The 19,659-nt window shown below is 48.8% G+C and carries 11 protein-coding genes and 1 pseudogene; 8 read left to right on the top strand and 4 right to left on the bottom strand.

The window, feature by feature from the left end:
- Window positions 1–3: 3 nt before the first annotated feature.
- Complete coding sequence (locus tag TI10_RS02970; RefSeq protein ID WP_049581685.1) at window positions 4–939, top strand: pseudouridine-5'-phosphate glycosidase; 936 nt, start codon at window positions 4–6, stop codon at window positions 937–939.
- Window positions 940–1,029: 90 nt separating this feature from the next.
- Here the strand turns inward: TI10_RS02970 and TI10_RS02965 are convergent, their stop codons facing one another.
- The 3 genes from TI10_RS02965 to hcaR form a co-directional block, all read right to left on the bottom strand.
- Window positions 1,030–1,812 carry a fumarylacetoacetate hydrolase family protein gene (locus TI10_RS02965; RefSeq protein ID WP_049581684.1) on the bottom strand — a complete coding sequence of 261 codons (783 nt, stop codon included), beginning with the start codon at window positions 1,810–1,812 and terminating at the stop codon, window positions 1,030–1,032.
- A gap of 84 nt (window positions 1,813–1,896) precedes the next feature.
- A complete protein-coding gene (locus TI10_RS02960; RefSeq protein ID WP_244161500.1) occupies window positions 1,897–2,799 on the bottom strand; it encodes an alpha/beta fold hydrolase in 903 nt (300 codons plus the stop codon).
- A 119-nt stretch (window positions 2,800–2,918) separates the two neighbouring features.
- Window positions 2,919–3,797 (bottom strand): DNA-binding transcriptional regulator HcaR, encoded by an 879-nt coding sequence (hcaR, locus tag TI10_RS02955; RefSeq protein WP_049581683.1) that lies wholly within the window; start codon window positions 3,795–3,797, stop codon window positions 2,919–2,921.
- 136 nt (window positions 3,798–3,933) lie between these two features.
- On the opposite strand from hcaR, the gene hcaE reads away from it, so the two are divergent.
- From hcaE to hcaD, 6 genes are read left to right on the top strand one after another with little or no spacing between them, the layout of a single operon-like run.
- Entirely contained in the window at window positions 3,934–5,295 is a 1,362-nt protein-coding gene (hcaE, locus tag TI10_RS02950) for a 3-phenylpropionate/cinnamic acid dioxygenase subunit alpha (protein ID WP_049581682.1), read from the top strand.
- The gene (gene hcaF / locus TI10_RS02945; protein WP_036806283.1) at window positions 5,292–5,834 is read left to right on the top strand and encodes a 3-phenylpropionate/cinnamic acid dioxygenase subunit beta; all 543 of its coding nucleotides are present in this window, start codon (window positions 5,292–5,294) and stop codon (window positions 5,832–5,834) included. Before hcaE ends, hcaF begins: the two co-directional genes overlap by 4 nt.
- Entirely contained in the window at window positions 5,834–6,151 is a 318-nt protein-coding gene (hcaC, locus tag TI10_RS02940; RefSeq protein ID WP_049581681.1) for a 3-phenylpropionate/cinnamic acid dioxygenase ferredoxin subunit, read from the top strand. Before hcaF ends, hcaC begins: the two co-directional genes overlap by 1 nt.
- Window positions 6,151–6,993 carry a 3-phenylpropionate-dihydrodiol/cinnamic acid-dihydrodiol dehydrogenase gene (gene hcaB, locus TI10_RS02935; protein ID WP_049581680.1) on the top strand — a complete coding sequence of 281 codons (843 nt, stop codon included), beginning with the start codon at window positions 6,151–6,153 and terminating at the stop codon, window positions 6,991–6,993. The genes hcaC and hcaB overlap by 1 nt, the downstream gene beginning before the upstream one ends.
- Complete coding sequence (locus TI10_RS02930; RefSeq protein WP_049581679.1) at window positions 6,983–7,936, top strand: 3-carboxyethylcatechol 2,3-dioxygenase; 954 nt, start codon at window positions 6,983–6,985, stop codon at window positions 7,934–7,936. The genes hcaB and TI10_RS02930 overlap by 11 nt, the downstream gene beginning before the upstream one ends.
- 1 nt (window position 7,937) lies before the next feature.
- Window positions 7,938–9,107, top strand: a complete 1,170-nt coding sequence (gene hcaD, locus TI10_RS02925) for a phenylpropionate dioxygenase ferredoxin reductase subunit (RefSeq protein WP_049581678.1) — start codon at window positions 7,938–7,940, stop codon at window positions 9,105–9,107.
- Window positions 9,108–9,635: 528 nt separating this feature from the next.
- On the opposite strand, the gene TI10_RS02915 is transcribed toward hcaD, so the two are convergent.
- Window positions 9,636–9,926, bottom strand: coding sequence for a hypothetical protein (locus tag TI10_RS02915; protein ID WP_049581675.1), 291 nt, complete (start codon window positions 9,924–9,926; stop codon window positions 9,636–9,638).
- Between the two features lie 660 nt (window positions 9,927–10,586).
- Here TI10_RS02915 and TI10_RS26570 point away from each other — a divergent pair.
- Window positions 10,587–19,585: pseudogene (locus TI10_RS26570) on the top strand (TcdA/TcdB pore-forming domain-containing protein).
- The last annotated feature ends 74 nt before the right edge of the window (window positions 19,586–19,659 follow it).

Raw genomic sequence — 19,659 nt, 5'->3', positions numbered from 1 at the left:
AACATGAATATCAGTCATAGCGTTCCACTTAAATTCAGTCGTGAAGTAAAAGAAGCGCTTGAATCAGGAAAACCTGTTGTTGCTCTGGAATCCAATGTGATTACACATGGCTTGGATTACCCTGATAATGTCACAACGGCTAAGCATGTTGAGCAGGCTGTTCGTGAAAGTGGGGCAGTTCCCGCAACGATAGGAATAGATAATGGTGAATTTCTGATTGGGATGTCAGATGAACAAATTGAAAAATTTGCTACCGCATCTCATGTTCCAAAGGTCACGAGTCGGGATATTCCGGTCGTATTAGCGAGTGGCGGTATGGGGGCGACAACCGTGGCATCGTCAATACTTGCAGCAGAAATAGCGGGTATTAAATTCTTCTGTTCTGCGGGGATTGGTGGGGTACATCGAGGTGCGGAGACGAGTATGGATATATCAGCAGACTTGACTCAGTTAACGCGTTCCCGTGTTGCTGTGGTCTGTGCTGGCGCAAAAAATATCCTCGATATTGGATTAACATTGGAATTCCTGGAGACATGGAATGTACCAGTTATATCCTATCAGTCGGATGATTTTCCTGCATTCTACTGTCGTTCCAGTGGATTCAAAAGTCCACAACGTCTTGATGATCCTGCGGTAATTGCCAAAGCGATTGAAATAAATTGGATGTTGCCGGGAGGAAAAGGGATATTAATTACGACGCCAACCAAGCCAGAGGATGCGATAGATAGTCAAAAGATTGATATGATTATACAAGATGCGGTATTAGAGGCTAAGAAGAATAATATTGTTGGCAATTCGTTGACAAAGTATCTGATGAGAATGATTGACCGAGAAACCAATGGGATCTCTGCGAAAGCTAATATGGCGGTATTAGTTAATACAGCCAACGTTGCGGGGAAGTTGGCGGTGGCCCACACCATTCATAAAAATGGATGTTGATCTTTCCCATTATTTTACTGCCAGAATATCGCTTTAAGTTAGTAAGCCTACCGCCTCTTTTGGGTGGTAGGTATTGAGTGACTCACCTTTTCAGGCGAAACTTACCTTGGCAGATCCCACCCCGAGTAAGTTAACTTTCAACTGATCGCCAATATTAACTGGAACCATTGTAGTGAGGGAGCCAGAGAGAATGATTTCTCCACTGAGTAACGCCATATTCAGTGTTCCTAGCATATTCGCTAGCCAGGCAACTGCATTGGCTGGATGCTCTAATGCTGCGGCGCCAATGCCGGTGTCAACCAGCTTACCGTTTTTCTCCAACGTTATTGTCACGGCAGCTAAATCAATTTCTGATGGCAGACGGGCGCCATTGCCAATGACAAATAATCCTGATGAGGCATTATCAGCAACGGTATCTGTAATTTTTATTTTCCAGTCACGGATACGGGAATCGACAATTTCGATACAGGGTACGACATAATCTGTTGCTCTGAGTACATCTCCTGCCGTAATACCTGGCCCACTCAGATTGTGTTTCAGGATAAAACCAATTTCACCTTCAGCTTTCGGCGCAATTAATTGTTCAATGGGGACAATGGCATTATTTTTGTACTGCATATCTGAGGTGAGAATGCCAAAATCGGGTTGATCGACGCCCAATATATCCATAACTGCCTGGCTGGTAATACCGATTTTTTTTCCGACAATTTGTGCCCCGGTTGCTTCCAGCCGGCGAACAATAACTTTTTGCTGGATGAGATAGGCATCGTGTAATGTTAATTCTGGATATTCATTCGAGATGGGATCGATAGCTTGGCGACTCTGCCACGATTGAAATAGTTTTTCACTAAGATGGTTTATGACGTTATTCATCTATTGTTACTCCTGATCATGTTACTCCTGATCAAACCAAAGAAGTGACATTCCAATTGGAATATCACTTGCCTGAAAGAGGCATTATTTGTTGCCGTTTAACAGGAAATCGATATGGAGTCGGTTGAATGTGTCCGGATCTTCATATTGAGGCCAGTGACCGCATTTTTCCATCACAACAAAACGGCTGTTTTTGATAAGCCCGGCAAGGCGCTGACCTACTGAAACCGCAGCAGTCGGATCGTGTGTGGTCCATAGCACTAGGGTTTCAGCCTGGATTTTTGCCAGCTCATCTTCGGTCAAGAGGTTACGTAAACGGGTGTCCATATCTTGCAGGCACATAATGTTTTCCATTGCGGATAACATACCCGGTTGACGATAAATGGCAAAACGGGCTTCAACCAGGTCTTCTGTCACTATCGCAGGATCTTCCATCAGGAATTCAAGGCGCTTGCGGGTAGCTTCTCGATCCGGGTTTTTCACGGCATTCAAGCTGAGTGTGCGCAGGCGTTCCATCACATTTGGATCAGCAATCATGCCGCCTGCTGTGTTCAACACCAGACGGTGAATATATTGCGGATATTTTGCTGCAAACCGGGCTGCAACCCACCCACCTAACGACTCGCCAGAAAGGTGAATTTTTTTCAGATTTAGCGTTTCAATAAGATCCCGTAGATGCTCCACATAATCGATAATCTCATAGGAGCGGACAGGTTTATCTGTGAAGCCATGTCCTAGCATATCAATCGCCAGTACACGAAAATGGGCAGCATGGGGCAGTATGTTGCGCATATAAGCTTCTAAATGACCGGCAATGCCATGTAAGAAAATGAGAATCGGCCCGTTACCTGCTTCAAGAACACGGGTTTTTATTCCTTTTACATCAAGATGATGTAGATGGATTTCACCACTGGCAATGGCCGACCAAAGCGAACGTAATTCAGGTTGTGTAGGTTTATGTTGAGGATTCGCTGATATTGACATCATGATATCTCCCTTATTTATTTTAAGTTAATACGTTATTAATATAACGACAGCGGGTAATATTCACTAATACTTAATATGTCTGGTCTGAAAGGTAAAAACAATGATGCTTATTTTTATTCTTACAGGTATTTATTTTCAACGACATCTATTAAGTGCGATAATAGTTCTGATGCGTTGTCTTTTCGCCATGCCATTATTAACTCTATTGTGGGGGAATATCCTGATAATGGCCGGCAAATAACGGCGTCTGTCATGATGCTAGTAATATAGAGCGGTACTATTGCACACCCTAAATTCAGACTAACCATGTTTAAAATTAATAGCATATTGTTAGCTGTTTGAATAATATTAGGAACGACATTATGTTCGGTAAAATAGTTTTCTATAATCTGTTGTAATACGCCAGATTGTGTTGGATCTGGCGTAATAAAATTTTCTCCGTGTAGGTCTTCGACTGAAATTTTCTCACAATATCTTAATCGGTGATTAGCAGGCATCAGAACCACCAGCGGTTCATTAAGAATGACTTTAAAATCAACGTAATCACTCTTTATCGGTGGACGCATGAAAGCGACATCAATGTCGCCTTGTAATAATTTCTCTTCTTGTCCTGGATTAAATAAACTAATAAGTTCTACTTTTGCTCCAGGATGAGCCAGTCGAAATATTGGAATGACTTCAGGTAATACTTTAACTTCCGCGGATGGAACAAATCCAATAGTTAGCACAATTTGTTCTTGTGCTGCTCTACGGGCCATTTTTTTTGCTTTCTCTGCATTGTCAAGAATAAGCTTGGCTTGTTGGAAAAAAACTTCTCCCGCTTTGGTTAGAGAGACTCTACGTTTATTTCTCTCTAATAGTGTGGAACCAATATAATCTTCTAAATCTTTTATTTGTTGACTTAATGAAGGTTGTGCAGTATGTAACTTTTTTGCGGCTTTAGTAAAGTTTAATTCTTCTGCCACCGCAATAAAATAGCGTAAGTGTCTTAATTCCATTGCCGTTTCCTCACATATCGAAAAAAAGTCTCAATTTAAACAAACAATGTATTTCACAAAATATTAATCTATTAATAGCATTCATTTTGCATGTTGGCAAAAAGTCAACCTTTCTTTTACTTGAGGATTGAATAATATGACATTGAGCAAAGATTCAGATATTTACCGCCTGATTGATGCCCGAGCCGGTCGTGTAACTCCTCAGATTTATATCGATCCCGAACTCTATCAGTTAGAACTCGAAAGAATATTTGGCCGTTGTTGGCTGTTTTTAGCTCATCAGAGCCAAATCCCCAAGCCGGGTGATTTTTTCAATACTTATATGGGAGAGGACAGTGTTGTTGTTGTCCGCCAGAAAGATGGTTCCGTCAAAGCTTTCCTTAATCAGTGTCGCCATCGTTCCATGCGGGTTTGTTACGCGGATAGCGGTAATACCCGTGCATTTACTTGCCCTTATCACGGTTGGTCATACGGTGTGGATGGGCGATTAATTGACGTTCCGTTGGAAGCGTGTGCTTATCCACATGGGCTTTGCAAAGAGCAATGGGGACTTCAGGAAGTGCCGTGTGTGGAAAGTTATAAAGGATTGATTTTTGGTACCTGGGATACAACTGCGCCCTCCCTGATTGATTATCTCGGTGATATAGCCTGGTATCTTGATGGTGTGCTTGATCGCCGTGAAGGAGGAACTGAGGTTATTGGCGGTGTACAAAAATGGGTGATCAATTGTAACTGGAAATTACCCGCTGAACAGTTTGCTGGCGATCAATACCATGCTTTATTTAGTCATGCCTCCGCTGTACAGGTTTTGAGTGTAAAAGATGGCGACAGTAGCAAAGCATTAGGCGCTGATCAGACCTCACGGCCAGTTTGGGAAACGGCAAAAGATGCCGTGCAATTTGCTCAGAATGGTCACGGTTGTGGATTTTTCTTGACCGACAAACCCGATGCCAACGTTTGGGTTGATGGCGCCGTTGCCCGTTACTACCGTGAAACCTATGCTGAGGCAGAGCAGCGACTGGGAAAAGTCAGAGCATTGCGTCTTGCCGGTCATAACAATATTTTCCCGACTCTTTCTTGGCTTAACGGTACTGCAACTATGCGGGTATGGCATCCACGTGGGCCTAACCAGGTTGAAGTCTGGGCATTCTGCATTGCCGATAAAGCAGCCTCCCCAGAAGTAAAAGCCGCTTTTGAGAACAGTACTACCCGTGCGTTTGGTCCGGCAGGTTTTCTCGAGCAGGATGACTCAGAAAATTGGGTAGAAATCCAAAAAGTACTTAGAGGTTACAAAGCCCGTAACAGCGTATTGTGTATGGAAATGAGATTGGGACAAGAAAGAGTGCGGGATGATGGCATTCCGGGCGTGACCAATTATGTTTTTTCCGAAACCGTTGCCCGTGGCATGTATCAGCGTTGGGCTGATTTACTCACCAGTGAAACCTGGGATGAGGTAGAGGAAAAAAGCCGGGCTTATCAGCAGGAGTTGGTCAAATGAAAGAGTTAATCGTCAATCAAGAAAAGCGGGTATCGTCGGAACTGCATTATGAAATAAGCCAGTTCTTGTATTACGAAATTGCATTACTGGATGAGTGGAAATTTCGTGATTGGCTTGAGCTGTTGTCAGAAGATCTCAGCTATACCATGCGCACTATTGTTAATGCTCAAACCCGCGATCGCCGTAAGAGTATCCAGCCGCCAACCACTTGGTTGTTTAATGACAATAAATTTCAGCTTGAACGCCGGATAGCCCGGTTGGAAACCGGTATGGCGTGGGCAGAAGAACCCCCATCTCGTACACGTCATTTACTGACAAACTTAGTGATTACTGAGACAGACTCGCCTGACCAATTTTATGTTCAGTCCAATTATTTGTTGTACCGTTCACAAAAAGAGCGAGATGAAGCTTTTTACGTTGGTAAGCGGCTGGATTGCGTCCGCCGTAATCCGAAAACGGATAGCTGGCTGATTTGCAAACGTGAAATTACTTTGGATCAGGCAGTTTTAACTTTCCATAACTTGAGTGTCTTATTCTGATGAGTCAATTATTCGTATGTACTGTTGAAGAATTGCCCGATGGAGAAGCGCGTAAGGTTGAATACACACCGGATATTGCGCTGTTTCACTATGATGGCGAATTCTTTGCTGTTGATGACCGGTGCAGTCATGGTAATGCCTCTATATCCGAAGGGTATTTGGAAGACAATGCGACAGTTGAGTGTCCACTGCATACGGCCAGTTTTTGTCTCAGAACTGGGAAGGCGCTTTGCCTTCCTGCAACAGATCCATTGAAGACCTATCCTGTTGTTGTTAAAGACGGAAACATTTATATCACTGTATCGGAGGAGCAATAATGAGTTGGATCAAAGATCAAGTCATTTTATTAACAGGCGGTGGCTCCGGTTTAGGTTTGGCTTTAGTAGAACGTTTTATTGATGAAGGCGCTAAAGTGGGCGTTTTGGAGCTATCGGCAGAAAAAGCGACAGCTCTGGCGCACTGTTTTGGTAAAGATATCTGTGTTATTCACGGTGATGTCGCCTCTTTTGAGGATAATGAACGAGCAGTGGCTGAAACTGTTCGGCGTTTTGGCAAACTAGACTGCTTTGTTGGCAATGCCGGGATATGGGATCACAAAATCAGCCTGCTGGATGCCTCGCCAGAGCAGATTGATAAAGGATTTGATGAGCTGATGGGTGTTAACCTGAAAGGGTACATTTTAGGGGCTAAAGCCGTGTTGCCGGCACTAACCGCATCAGAAGGCAGCATGATTTTTACGTTGTCAAACTCGTCATGGTTTTCTGGCGGCGGTGGTGTGTTGTATACCGCCAGCAAGCACGGCGCGGTCGGCATGATCCGCCAGTTAGCTTATGAATTAGCGCCAGTTATCAGGGTTAATGGTGTTGCGCCTTGTGGTATGCCAAGTGATCTTCGTGGGGCTGCTTCACTATCTCAGCAAGATAGATGTATTACAGATAACCTGTCATTAGAAAGTCTCGGTGCAGTTTTACCTTTGCAATTCACGCCTCAGCCAAAAGATTTCACTGGCCCGTATGTCATGCTGGCTTCTCGCGCCAATAACCGGACTTTAACGGGGGTGATGATAACGGCTGATGCCGGATTAAGTATCCGCGGCATTCGCCAAACTACAGCGGGGGTGATGTCTCCGAACAAAAAGGAGAGTTCAAATGACCGTTAAATTGATTTGTACTTCACACACGCCTTTGATGGACTTTGGTTCTCCGCCGGAGATGACAGAAAAGCATGTTCGGCAGGTTTTTCAGCAATTGGCTGAACAGATAAAGGCCTACGACCCGCAATTGATAGTGATTTTCGCTCCTGACCATTTTAATGGTTTTTTTTATGATCTCATGCCGGCATTTTGCGTTGGAGTAAGGGCGAATGCAGTGGGGGATTGGGATATTGGCAAAGGTCCACTCAATGTTCCTGAAAACACCGCGAAGGATTTAATCTCTGCCTTATATGATTCAGGGATTGATGTGGCTCACTCCTGGCGTATGCAGGCTGATCACGGCTTTACTCAACCCTTGATGCTGCTGTGTCAAGATTTACAGCGCTATCCAACTATCCCAATATTTATTAACTGTGCCGCTAAACCATTACCCACCTGCCGTCGTACTGTTGCGTTAGGTCGTGCAGTGGGGCAATTCCTATTCACCACAGATCAGCGGGTATTGTTGTTAGGTTCTGGCGGTTTATCTCATGATCCGCCGATACCACAGATGGGACAAGTTCCGCCGGAAGTTGAAGAAGGATTGATTGCCGGGAGAAATCCGACAAAAGAAGCGCGTCAGAAACGGCAAAACCGGGTAATTGAGGTTGGAAAATCGTTGGCTCGTGGTGAGAATATTGTTGCTCCGTTGAATCCACAGTGGGATGACGAGTTATTGCGTATTTTTTGTAGTGGCGATATTCGGCGTCTTGCTTCGTTAACCGAGGGAGGAATCGCCATTCAGGGCGGGAAAGGCGGACAGGAAATTCGTTGTTGGATTGCGGCTTTTGCAGCGCTTTCTGTTTATGGCGAATATAAAGCGCAACGGCATTATTACCAACCTATTAAGGAGTGGTTGGCAGGGATGGCAATGGTCAGTGCTCAACCTGTAACTCAGATAGGAGCGTAGTATGCGGAATCAGACTTTTATTATCGTTGGAGCAGGGCAAGCGGGGGCGATGGCCGCCGCAACCTTAAGGCAGCAGCAGTTTGATGGCGATATTATTTTAATTGGTAAGGAATATCATGCGCCTTACGAGCGGCCGATTTTATCAAAAGAGTATTTAATCAACCCAGAGGAAGCGCCGAAATACCTCTTCTCCGAAGATTTTTATCTAAAAAACCAGATAGATTTGCGCATGGGTCAGGCGGTCAGCCAGATTATGCCATCGAAACATTGTGTTGTTTTAGAAAATGGCGGCAAGCTCAAGTATGACAAACTCTTACTTGCAATGGGAGCAAGAGCCAGACGATTTCCGCTACTCGATCAATTGGGTGAAAATGTTTATACCTTGAGAACCTTGGATGATGCGCAACGTTTACGTGAGGCGGTGAAAAAAGACAAACGGATTTTGATTGTTGGTGGTGGTGTGATTGGTCTGGAGCTGGCGGCAACCTCCTGTGAATTGGGAGCAAATGTTACGGTTATCGAACAGGCGGACAACATCATGGGGCGTTGTGCTCCTCCATTATTGCAAGATTATCTTTTGAATCGTCATCAGGAAAAAGGAGTGCAATTTTTCCTTGATACCAACATTGTTTCCGCGCAAAAGCAAGGGAGTGAATTAGTACTTATATTGAACACCGGTGAAAAGGTGATCGGAGATATTATTATTTATGGTATCGGCGCTGAATTCAGGGATCAGCTTGCCGCTGATGCTGGTTTGGTGACTAATGGCGGTATCGTCATTGACAGCAGTTGCCAGACTTCTGAACCGGATATTTTTGCCGCTGGGGATGTTTGCCTCCAGAGAGAACCGCTGACAGGTGATCTCCAGCGCCGTGAAACCTGGGAAAATGCTAACCGTCAGGCGACTATCGCCGCGCATGCCATGATGGGGTTGCAACCTCCACAGCCGGGGGCGCCGTGGTTCTGGACCGATCAGTGGGGCATTAACATCCAGATGGTTGGCAACATGCAGGCTGAAGAATGGCATATTCAGGGCGATTTGCAATTAGATAAGGCCATTTTATTTGGTACAGAAAATGAAGTCTTAGTGGGCGCTGTGGCGATTAATCAAGGAAGAGAAATGCGCAATTTACGGAAATTACTTGCTAATCCTACGGTTGTTCCGGTGTAGGTTAGTTTTATAGAAATAGGTAATAACGGTATTTTATTGGTAATGAGTGATTTTATTATTGAATTCGGTGACCATTTGGACGGTCACCGACGAGGATTATATTGGATCATTTATACTCTTATATATTCAATTAAGATAATGAACTATCTTACAAGTAAAGGTTTTATCACATACCCATTTTCTGTCACTCGATTTTCTCCGACAATAATCTTAGTATCAGGTAAAATGAAATATGAATATATGATTTTTAGCCTTCTGACTGACATTATATAACCACGCGAATCATCGACAACCCAAGAATATCTAAAAGTTCCAGGAGCTATAGTAAAATAATCGTCGGACACGGTGAATCGAGCGTAATCAGTGCTCCAGTAATTAATTGCAACTTCAATCGTGTCACATTTCGTATTGTTGGTAACGTGAATCATGCTCGCCATATTACAACCTCCTTACTATTTCAATCTGATTTTATTAAGATTTGATTTATTAGGATGCTGTTTCGGACTAACAACATTAAGTATAAATGAACTAGCTTACCAATAAAGGTCTTATTACGTACTCATTTTCTGTCACCCGATTTTCTCCGACGATAATTTTGGTATCAGGTAAAATGAAATATGAATATGTAATTCCTAGTTTTTTGACTGACATTATATAACCGCGCCAATCGTCAACAAACCAAGCAGCCCTAAAATGTTCAGGAGTGATATTAAAATAATTGTCCGACACTGTGAATCGTGCGTAATCAGTGCTCCAGTAGTTAATTGCAACTTCAATCGTATCATCTTTCATATTGTTGGTAACGTGAATAATACCCATATTACAACCCCTCATTATTTCAATATGATTTCATTAAGATTTAATTTATTAGAGTGTTGGCACGTACTAACAATATTAAGTATGGACTAGCGGGAGGTATTTGAACAGAAACTTACGGCCTCGCTCCGGCGGAAATCGACCAAACTGTAAATAACTATATGGAAGTAAGATTATCTCGTTACTCCTAAAAATCATATATAACAATTCACTAACAAATAACCCTCCTAAAATTCGTTATTATTTAATGTTCTATAAAAAACTCAACAATATGACTGGGGAATGTTTTAACATGGAATAATAATATATATGAATAATTAAAAATTATAATAATTTATATTTAAATTTATACAATTGTAACTATAATTCAATGTTATCATTCATATAATCTGCAATATAAAAGAAAAATATAAGGAAATAATCATGCTCACAACTACAGAGCAAATAAATGTTGGCTATCCAATATTCACGAACTTAAAGAACCATGAGACTTGCTACTATACCCAATGGATTTCAAGATGCATCGCGGCGGCAAGGGAACGAATCCCCGGGAGCATAGATAACTATGTGACCGGGGTGAGTGAGTGCAGCCAACAAAGAGGCAACTTGAAAGATAACGGGTATAAAGGGTTTTGCTTAAAAACAGACAAAGGATTACTGTAAATGGCTTCTATATCCAAAGACTTCATGAATTTACTCAATTCCTTGATCGATCAACAGATCAAGGCGGCAGGTCGTCAAACCGAATGGTTCAACATGAGTTCCGATGAGCGTGCCGACTACATCAGGCAGGTAGACGAGCGGCTACAGGAAATGCAACAGAGTACCTTGAGTGTGCTGGCTGCTCAGCATTTTCAGATGCAGGACAACCCCGTTTCTGTCAGCGATCAGTTACAGACATTGCAGCAAAGACGGCAGCAGATGAACGATGTGACCGGCACACCAGCGATCAATGCCTATAAGCAGCAACTGGACCGCGACATCCTGTTATACCGTCGCCAGCAGACGGCCATGACGCATTTTGACAGCACTTGGAACAAGGTTTTGTCGATGCTCAATCCCGGCGGCTCCAGTACCCTGAGTGCGACGACCCTGAGAGAGGATGCGGCGAGCAAGCAGATCAGGTTGAATGCCGAGATCAAGCGTCTGGAACAGAAATTGACCATACAGGCGGCCGATTCCACATTCAGCCAGAGATACGTGACGCGGTTTGCCGAGTTACAGGCCTACAAGGAGGTCAATGCCCGTTACAACGCTTTGCTTAAGGCATCCTCTACAGAAGAGGCTGCGATCCTCAACACACTGACCAAAGTGCCTCGGGCCTCCGATGATCTGCCGGTAAATATTTCACTGTTGATGATGGAGGAACGTCCCGGTTATATCCGCATGAACGTCGCGTTGGTCAATGCCAGCACTGATGGCCGCTTCAAGGATTTCTTCCTGGAGAACGGCAGGCTGGTCGTGCCGACGGACGGGGTACTCAACTTCTCCTTCGGTACTGCCGCCCGCTCCCTGGCTTGGCAACAGCAATACCGGCTCAAGAGTGAGCCGCCATCCTTTCGTTCGCCGACGTATGCGCCAATTCGCTCGGTGCTGGTCAAAACCGCATTCGTCGAGAAGTACTTTGCCAACTATCTGGTTTCGGAAAGCACCTTGCGCGAAGGTTTCAAAGCGCAGTTGTTGGGTAACGGTCACAAGATGCTGCTGACCAATGTTGACCGCAAGGTACCGAATCAGGTTGGGATTCAGGTGTCCGGTCAGGCGCTGAATACCACACTTCCCCGCGAGGTGCCATTGGCAAGCGCCTTGAGTGACTTGATCAACCAAAATGCGGATATTACCAGCTTCCAGACTATTGGCCTGGAGGGGTTTCGCCAGAATAATTACCACCCGGACCGTGACGGGCTTTTCGTCAATATTCATGAGCTGGAACGCTCAGTCGGTTTTGCCAATCGCCAATACTTGCTGGAAATGCCGCAGGGTAGCGATTACTTGTCCGCGACGCCTTTTGGGGTGATGAACATTGACGGCGATAAGGTGAGCAGCAGTCACTTAAACAAAATGCAGACCGATGCGCTGTATCAATACAACGCTGCATTTTTCGAGAAGTTGGAACAACTGCGTGACGGCGGAACGAAAGCCAGTCGTCTGTTCAAAGACAGCAGCGAGCGCATGGCGTTCGAGCAACAGTTGTTGCGTTTGCTCGAACGTAACCACATCACCCCCGCAGGAGTGTTGGCGCCAGAGCACACTCGTAACCGTATGCGCGATATTAAGGGCAATAATCTGAACAAGGTGCTGTGGGAACAGGCATTCGCCGCTTCGGTCTGGCAGAGCCGGGATAATGACCCGCTGTTGTTCGAACTGGCGGCGAAACTGGCGAAGAACCCGGCTATGGACAAGGTCCTGCAAAGTGGTTATGTGCAAAGTGATATTGCTCAGGCCAAGGGGCTGCTGGCGCCGTTGTACGAACAATGGCGTACTCGGGCCATCGAAGAAGAAACCCGGCGTGTCGCCAGCGCCAATGCAGCACAGCATCCAAGCAACCCAAGAGTGCAGCTCTTCGATAAAGCCGCGGTTGAGCATTTGCTGGATGGCAAGTTGCTCACCCTGTTATTGACCGGTCCGCAGGGCCTGGAGGGCGCCGATGCGCCATTGCGTCCAGAGGTTGAGACGGCGTTGTTAAGCAATAAGGGCAGAAGTCTGCGTAAACAGGTCTTGTTTCATGTCTTGCGCCCGGTAGCCGATAGCCTTTCCAAGGCTGCGGTTCCGGTCAATCCTCATGCCATGTTGGGGGCAGACAAGGTTATAATCAATAACCGGCTGAATCAGCCCGACCCGTACCTGATCCTCAATACTAACCCTCTCAATACTAACCCTGAGGAGCAGGCGTATCACGAAGGGGCGTATCTGATTAAGGAAGATAAATACCGCAGCTACAACCAGTTTCGCCCGGACCCCAAGAATGCCGCCACCCGCTACATGAATGATCTGGATACGCCATTCGTGGGGGGAATTTCCGGGACCACCCAGACTGTCAGCAATGTCTTGCCGGAATTGTTCGGTGGCGAGTTGAGCGTTAAACAGTATTGGCAGTTCCAGATGGCTAATGCGGCCTTCATGATCCGTAATGGCTATCATTCATTTTTCGAAACTTTCTATGTCGCCGCGCGTTACGAACCGGAAGGTGCGGACAGCATCGGCAAGGACATATTGCAGATGTTCGACAAGTATCGCGCTGAAGGCAGTAAGAGGGTGTTGCTGGGTGAACTGTATGATGGAGTGATGGCGCGAGTCCTGCCAATCGTCAATCAGGGTCTGTCGGCGGCTGATGAGTTCCATCCACCGCGTTTTACTATCATTGGTCCAAGGCCGGCGCTGTTGGGGCAAGCGGTGAAGGATCTCGAACTTAAGACCGGATTGGTGCCGGTAGGCGATGGATTTGAACCCCGCCAGAACAGCGCCGACATCTATCAGTTTGTCGCCGATCCGGTATTGTTCGCCAGATCCAACACCATCAGCGCCGAGGCATTGATCAGGTCAGGGCGTCTCTCGGCAGAAGGGAGCGCCCAGTTGGTAAAGGTCGAGTCAGGCTTATACGAGCTCGAATACATTGATCGAAGCGCCAACGATATAAAGGCAAAGGACACTAACAGTGTACCGGTGTATTTCCTTGGCTACAGCAGCGTCAATCAGGCTGATACGTCGCCGGCCTATGTGGACATTCCCAAGCATGCGACCATAAGGAACTTTCTGTTCACCGGAACGCTATCGGGCGGCTCGTTGGTGGTGACCAGTCTCGACGCGAATACCTATCGAGTCTACCGCGACGGTCGGATCAATAGCTCGCTACTGTACGACAATGTGGTCATGGCGGTGGACTACAAAGATTACCGGGTAGCCGGCGCCACTGAAGACCTCGCCGCAGCGTACATGCAGTACGTCGATGGAGAATGGCAACTCGTGTTCCAGCGTCAGGAGTATCAGCGAGACGGTCAGATGCTCTGGCCGAAATTGCATGGCGGCGAAGATTCGATCTCGATCCAGGTCGCAGGCAGTCAAGTCATTGAACGCAATCAGGCTCAATTCGCCACCTACCGCGAACAGGTCCACCAACAACTGAAAAAGGTTGCAGCTCAGTTTGGGGTGTCAGTTGAAGGGGTCGCCGACGGTGTCTACACGGAGGGGAATTTTCTCCTGATCATCCGGCGATTGCTGCGTGGGCCAAACTTCGCACTGAGGTTCACAACAGGCTCAATGCTGACATCAAACAGTTGATGGACAAGCGGGATAAACTCTATGAGGACCAGAGCAATACCACTCGGCCCGACCTGATTGATCAACAGATAAAGCAGATCGATATCACACTGGAATACTACAAGGCGCAATACGATACAGTCCTGCGTGAAGCCAGCTTGGTTGAACAAAGCTGGCTTTGGCAGCAGATCAAGGCCAAAAACGGCAGTGCTGCCGTGGTACGGATTGACGATACGTCTATCCAGAATAGCGGGCAGGAGCATACCAGCAGCGTGGGCGAGCGCTATGCGATCGCCGAGGCTTATCAGCGAGGCGTGCAGGGTACTGAGTTTACCGATGGTTTGCGCAACTTCCGTGACATCAGCATTCCGAAAGTGAATGACAAAATGTCAGCTCTGGAGATGAAGCGTCTGTTTCTCAAAGGTCAGCTCACTCCTGAACAGCAAGGAGCCTTGAGCGGCCGCATCACCGAAACCAGCCAGGCTGAGTATATCGACAAGGTGTTGAAGTGGGCGGCGGTGTACAATGAGGACTTTCACCGCGCCGGCAGCAGCTTCGACCGACTGGTGCCGCAGGACTTTTATTTGTCGTTGGTCGGCGACAAGTCCGGCGGCCGTTGCTACCCTCTGGTCAGGGCTATGGCGGTAGCGCTAGCCAGCAGGGGCGAGGCGGGTATCAACAGTCTGGTGGAAAAACTCTTCCTGGCTGCCGCCGATCCTCAGGCAGGCAGTTCCACGCTGCTAAAGAACAGTCTGATCAGGCTGCATTCTAATAATATTGAGGCCGTACAAGCGTCAACGGCATGGGGGCAGGTCAAATTATCCGAGGTGGTTTCCTTGTTGAAAGAGACGACCGGGACCTCGACGTTCGCGCTCAATACCCTGAATCACTCGATGATGGTGGGGAGTACGGTCGGAACTGAAGGGCGTCGTTACTATTTCTATGACCCGAATGTCGGGATTTTTGCCTTCAACGACACAGTTAGCTTCTCCCAAGCCATGAAACAACACTTAGTGGAGCGCAAACTGGCTGTTCATTACGGTTCGCTTGGCAGCGAATCGACCCCTATCTTCAACCTGGTGGAGATCAATGCCGGCAAGATGGCTGAGGTACCGGTGGGTAATGGTCTGGATGTGGCCGACCTGACCCGCCCCGGTGAACTGACTATGGTCATAGAGCAACGGCGGCAGGTTGAGCAGACGGTCAACGCTCAGGCGCGGATTGCCGAGGATACCCGGTTGCATACGGCGTTGGCGACTTTCGATGCCGAGCAGTGGGGAGCGAGGTTCGACGAGGCCAGTACACATCTCGCCCGGGAAAATAGTCTCGACCAGCGTTGGATGCCGGTGATTGGTAATACTCAGGATTTGGGCGAAGGCCGCTACCGTATCCAGTTCATCAATCGTGACCAGCCAGAGGAGACCCGTTGGGTAAACAGCGGCGATGCCACTTTTACCGAATTCCGCCGCTTCGTTGATGAGCATATGCTCACCCTGAACCAACATTTCACCCTCGAACATAACCAGATACGGCCCAAGGCGGGTGTCAACGAAGCAGCTCCGGTTGATGGGCTGAATGCCGGGTTTGCGGTGCAGACGCTGATCCAGTGGTTTGCCGACAAGAATCGCAACGACGCGGCGCGTGGGATCGCTTCACCTGACTTGGCTACTGCGCTCAAAGTTCACAGCTACCTCAACTTTGCCCAGATGGCTCACGGCGGCGTACAGGACGTGGCTAAAGTCACTGAACTGGTGCGCACCGCGCTGCGCGGCGAAGTGGTAGCCGCTGAAACCTCGCTCAAGAACTTTGCCTCCACCTTAGGCCACACTGTTAATGAAGGCGCTGGTGTGTTGTTTGGCGGCGCTATGGTCGGTTTTGATGCTTATGAGCTAGCTCACGCCGAGAATGATGTGCAGAAGGCGGTATTCGGTACCCAATTGGCATTCGATTCGGCTAGCTTCGTTACCAGCGCCGCCGGGGTGGGAGCAGGGTTGATGGGCGCCTCGACGGCCGGGGCAGTACTTGGTGGGGCCGGGGTGATTCTTGGCGGACTCGCGGTGGGCTTTACGGCACTGGCGCAGGCTTTTGGCGCGGTTGCCGAGGATGCTAAGGCGGTAGGCCGTTACTTCGATATAGTCGATAAGGCTTACAAGAACAACGGTTATAAATATGACGACAAGAAAGAGGTGCTGGTGCCCCTGCCGGGGGCGGTGGTCAAGCGTCTCGACTTGCACAATAACCAGATAGTCTTCGATAGCCAGTACATTTACCGCACCCATTCCGGCTCTACCGGTTCGGGGAAAATCAATTATTTCTTCTGGGTTGGTGATTTTCCTCGAATGGTCCATGACCGTGGTCAGGCGATCGAGGTGCGCAGCGGCATTGGTTATAATAAGGCCTCCCAGACCCTCGAGCACGGCGACAGCAATGTTGTGATCCTGCCGGGTACGCCCAAGTCCTACATCCGTTACGAATACATGCTGCTCCCCGGCGCTACCACACGCCATGATGCTGGCTTTGACGTGATCCGCAGGCTTGAGGAAGGCAAGCGGTTCGACTACGACTTCTACATCTTTCCGGGGGAAGAGACGATCCGTAGGATTCATCATGAGTACGTCGATACCCCGATCGAGGTGGTTCTTGATAAGCGCAACCGGCAACTGGTGGTACCTGAGCTGCCGAAGGAGTTGCACGGCTTTCTGCGCTACGAGATCAAGGGAGCGGGCGGAGAATACCTGATCGGCCTCAACGAAGGCACCCGGGTTAAGCTCACGAGTGATAGCGACAGTGCGTTGTCGCGCTGGATTATCGATAGCAGCCAACTCGCCAGTGGCGGCATCAGCGTGTCGAAGAACCAACTGATGGTCGGCGGGGTTGTGGTAGAACTTGACCCGACCCAGAGCGGACAGGTATTGGTGGTCAATGGCAAAGGCGAGGTGCGCGAAGTTGACTTTGCCGGCTTGACAACTCAGGTGGTAAGTGAAGATGCAAGCAAATGGCAGGTACCCGGCCAGCAAATCGAGCAACACCTGAGTGATCTGGCTAAGGCGCATCAGTTGCACGGGCAGTACGTAGTGGTAGAGAACTACAGTCACAACGGACGTGATGTTGGTCGAGCTTTTTACGACGTAGCTAAAGAGCGGATGTTATTCACCGATACCACTCACGAACAGGCCAAACATGCCCAACTGGGGGCGGTGATGGGCGACCATGCCTATTTCTTTGATGCCGACAATGCAGCGGCGTGGCGAGTAAACGCCGCCACCGGACAGGTCGATGCGCAGTTTGAGCCGTGGTTCAACCAGAATGAGGGCAGGATCAGTCGGCTATGGCAGGAGGGAGATGCGGTTTACCTGGCGCGTCGTCACCAGCTAAAGGAGAGGGAGGCTGAGCTGAGCTATCGAATCCTCGGTGACCGAATGGAGTTGGTCAGTGTGGTGGGTGATGATGCGCTGCTCCAGTTTTTGGCACGTACCGACCGGCATAGTGATGAGCTCAAGTCCATACTCCAGGATTACGAGAGCAATGGCACACAGCGTGAGACTCCGACGTATACGTTGGACGCACGGTTGTTGATCCAGCCGACCAACGCGGCGCTAGTCACGGTGTTCGGCGTGGATGCGGCTGGCGTGCCGCACCGCTATTGGATACGTACCAGCGACGGTACGCTAATCAAGCCGAATCTGGCGCCGCCGGCGGATCAAACCTTGCATTTCAAAGAGCACGAACAGACCCGCAGCGCCTGGCAAATCCCGGCGGATCTGGTGTTGGCGGGTAGCATTCCTCGCCCCGCCGGCGCGGAGGTGTTCTTTTTCTACAGTAAGCAGCAGAAGGCCCTGTTCCGTCAGGAAGGACCCGGTCCGGCGATACTCGACGCCAACCAGCCGAGCGCATTGCGCATCAACACTCCAGCGTTAGCTAATCTGGTCAACCTGAACGGTAGCTTGCTCGCCGTCACCGAGGATGGGCGTGTGGCCCGGCTTGATGCGCTGGGGCAGCTTCACTACGAAGCGGTCAACGAACATTGGCTCAAGGGACGTACTCACTGGTGGCAGGATCTGGCTAATGTTACCGGTATCAGAGCCACATTGGCGGTGTTCGGCGTTAAGGGCGCCGACGGCAAGAACCTGCTGCCGGTGTGGTACCACAACGGTCAGGTAGTGGCGGCTTCCGCTCCCCTGCAAGACAAGCACCTACAGTTCTTGGGATTCGACGCAGACGGTTCCAGCGCACGACTGTTCGAACCTGCCAGTGGTAAGTTGTATCGTCAGCCGCCGATGACTGCTGATGCGTTGGCTGCCGCATTCGGTACCGACGAGGTGCTTGATGTTTCGGCGCAGCTTCCCGCTGCCAGTGAGTTGGCGCCTGAACTGCACCTCAAGGCGGCGGAGCAAGTTGATGCCGGGTTACGCTTGACTACCGTCAAGGGGGAGATCCTGCTGCGAACCAATGACGGCAAATTGCAGTTGGTTGCCGTCGACAAAGGCTGGCAACAGGATAATTTCGCCCATCTGCCACAGGCGCTTGCTAAGGTTGCCGGTCAGTGGCGAGCCAAAGGCGTGCTGACCTTGCAAGGTGATAACATGCAAGGCTGGTTCGATGTCAGCAGTGGTCAGATGTTTTCTCGCAGTGGCATCCCTGCCGCAGACAACCTGCGTTTCGTCGGAATTGCTGCCGGGAAGATGGGCGCGTATGTGTACAGCCCAACGAATCAGTTGCTGTATTGGGTTCAGGACGGCGATGTGCGAAAGCTGAACCATTACACCGGCGTCGAGCGTATTGGTTCGTCTCTGTTGCTTCAGGGGGGGAGTGTGGACGGCCGTCAGGACGATCTGTCCCCACCGCTAATTGTTGGTGTCGATAGCGTGGTGTTGCATGGCGGTGCCGATAACGATACCTACCGCCTCAGTCAGGCGATATGGTCACATTACCGCACGGTGATCATTGACAACGATGATCCGGGCCAAGCGCTGGACCGCTTGGTCATTCCGGTGACCGATGCGGAAAAAATCTTTGTCAGCCGCCGCGAGGATGACCTGATATTGACTGACTCGGCCGATGGTACGGCCCTGATGATTCGTAAGGTGTTTGGTAGCCAGGCGATGACTCACCGGCATCTGGAGATTGAGTTGGAAGGTTCCTCGTCGATGATCAGCGTGGACCACTTGGTCAATAACTTTACCCAGTGGGGTTACACCAAAAGGGGATTGGTGGAGTTGTCTTGGGCCAGCAGGCAACCCGTCATCAAGACCCATGCAGTTGCTGCTGTCCCGGAAGCGGAGGGGCCGAATTTGGCGAAGTTGAACGAGGCTATGGCCTCGTTCCCTGATATCGGCGGCGCCCGCGAGAACCTGCCGCAATACCATCAGGCCACGCAGGCGATGTTAGTGCCGTCGTTGCTTTGAGCTTGGTAGGAGAAACTACAGGAGGGGCGTAAAGCCCTTCCTGTCTCCGGGTTCTGGTCGAATCATTCTTTCTG

It is taken from the genome of Photorhabdus luminescens subsp. luminescens (assembly GCF_001083805.1).
Lineage (GTDB): Bacteria > Pseudomonadota > Gammaproteobacteria > Enterobacterales > Enterobacteriaceae > Photorhabdus > Photorhabdus luminescens.
Note: the sequence above shows the minus strand (reverse complement) of the source record. Positions and strands in the feature narration are given on the sequence as shown.

Coding starts and splice junctions, on each gene's coding strand:
- hcaD (WP_049581678.1), top strand. CDS start 7,938: ATGCGGAATCAGACTTTTATTATCGTTGGAGCAGGGCAAGCGGGGGCG.
- TI10_RS02965 (WP_049581684.1), bottom strand. CDS start 1,812: ATGAATAACGTCATAAACCATCTTAGTGAAAAACTATTTCAATCGTGG.
- hcaB (WP_049581680.1), top strand. CDS start 6,151: ATGAGTTGGATCAAAGATCAAGTCATTTTATTAACAGGCGGTGGCTCC.
- hcaE (WP_049581682.1), top strand. CDS start 3,934: ATGACATTGAGCAAAGATTCAGATATTTACCGCCTGATTGATGCCCGA.
- TI10_RS02930 (WP_049581679.1), top strand. CDS start 6,983: ATGACCGTTAAATTGATTTGTACTTCACACACGCCTTTGATGGACTTT.
- TI10_RS02960 (WP_244161500.1), bottom strand. CDS start 2,799: ATGATGTCAATATCAGCGAATCCTCAACATAAACCTACACAACCTGAA.
- hcaR (WP_049581683.1), bottom strand. CDS start 3,797: ATGGAATTAAGACACTTACGCTATTTTATTGCGGTGGCAGAAGAATTA.
- TI10_RS02970 (WP_049581685.1), top strand. CDS start 4: ATGAATATCAGTCATAGCGTTCCACTTAAATTCAGTCGTGAAGTAAAA.
- TI10_RS02915 (WP_049581675.1), bottom strand. CDS start 9,926: ATGGGTATTATTCACGTTACCAACAATATGAAAGATGATACGATTGAA.
- hcaC (WP_049581681.1), top strand. CDS start 5,834: ATGAGTCAATTATTCGTATGTACTGTTGAAGAATTGCCCGATGGAGAA.
- hcaF (WP_036806283.1), top strand. CDS start 5,292: ATGAAAGAGTTAATCGTCAATCAAGAAAAGCGGGTATCGTCGGAACTG.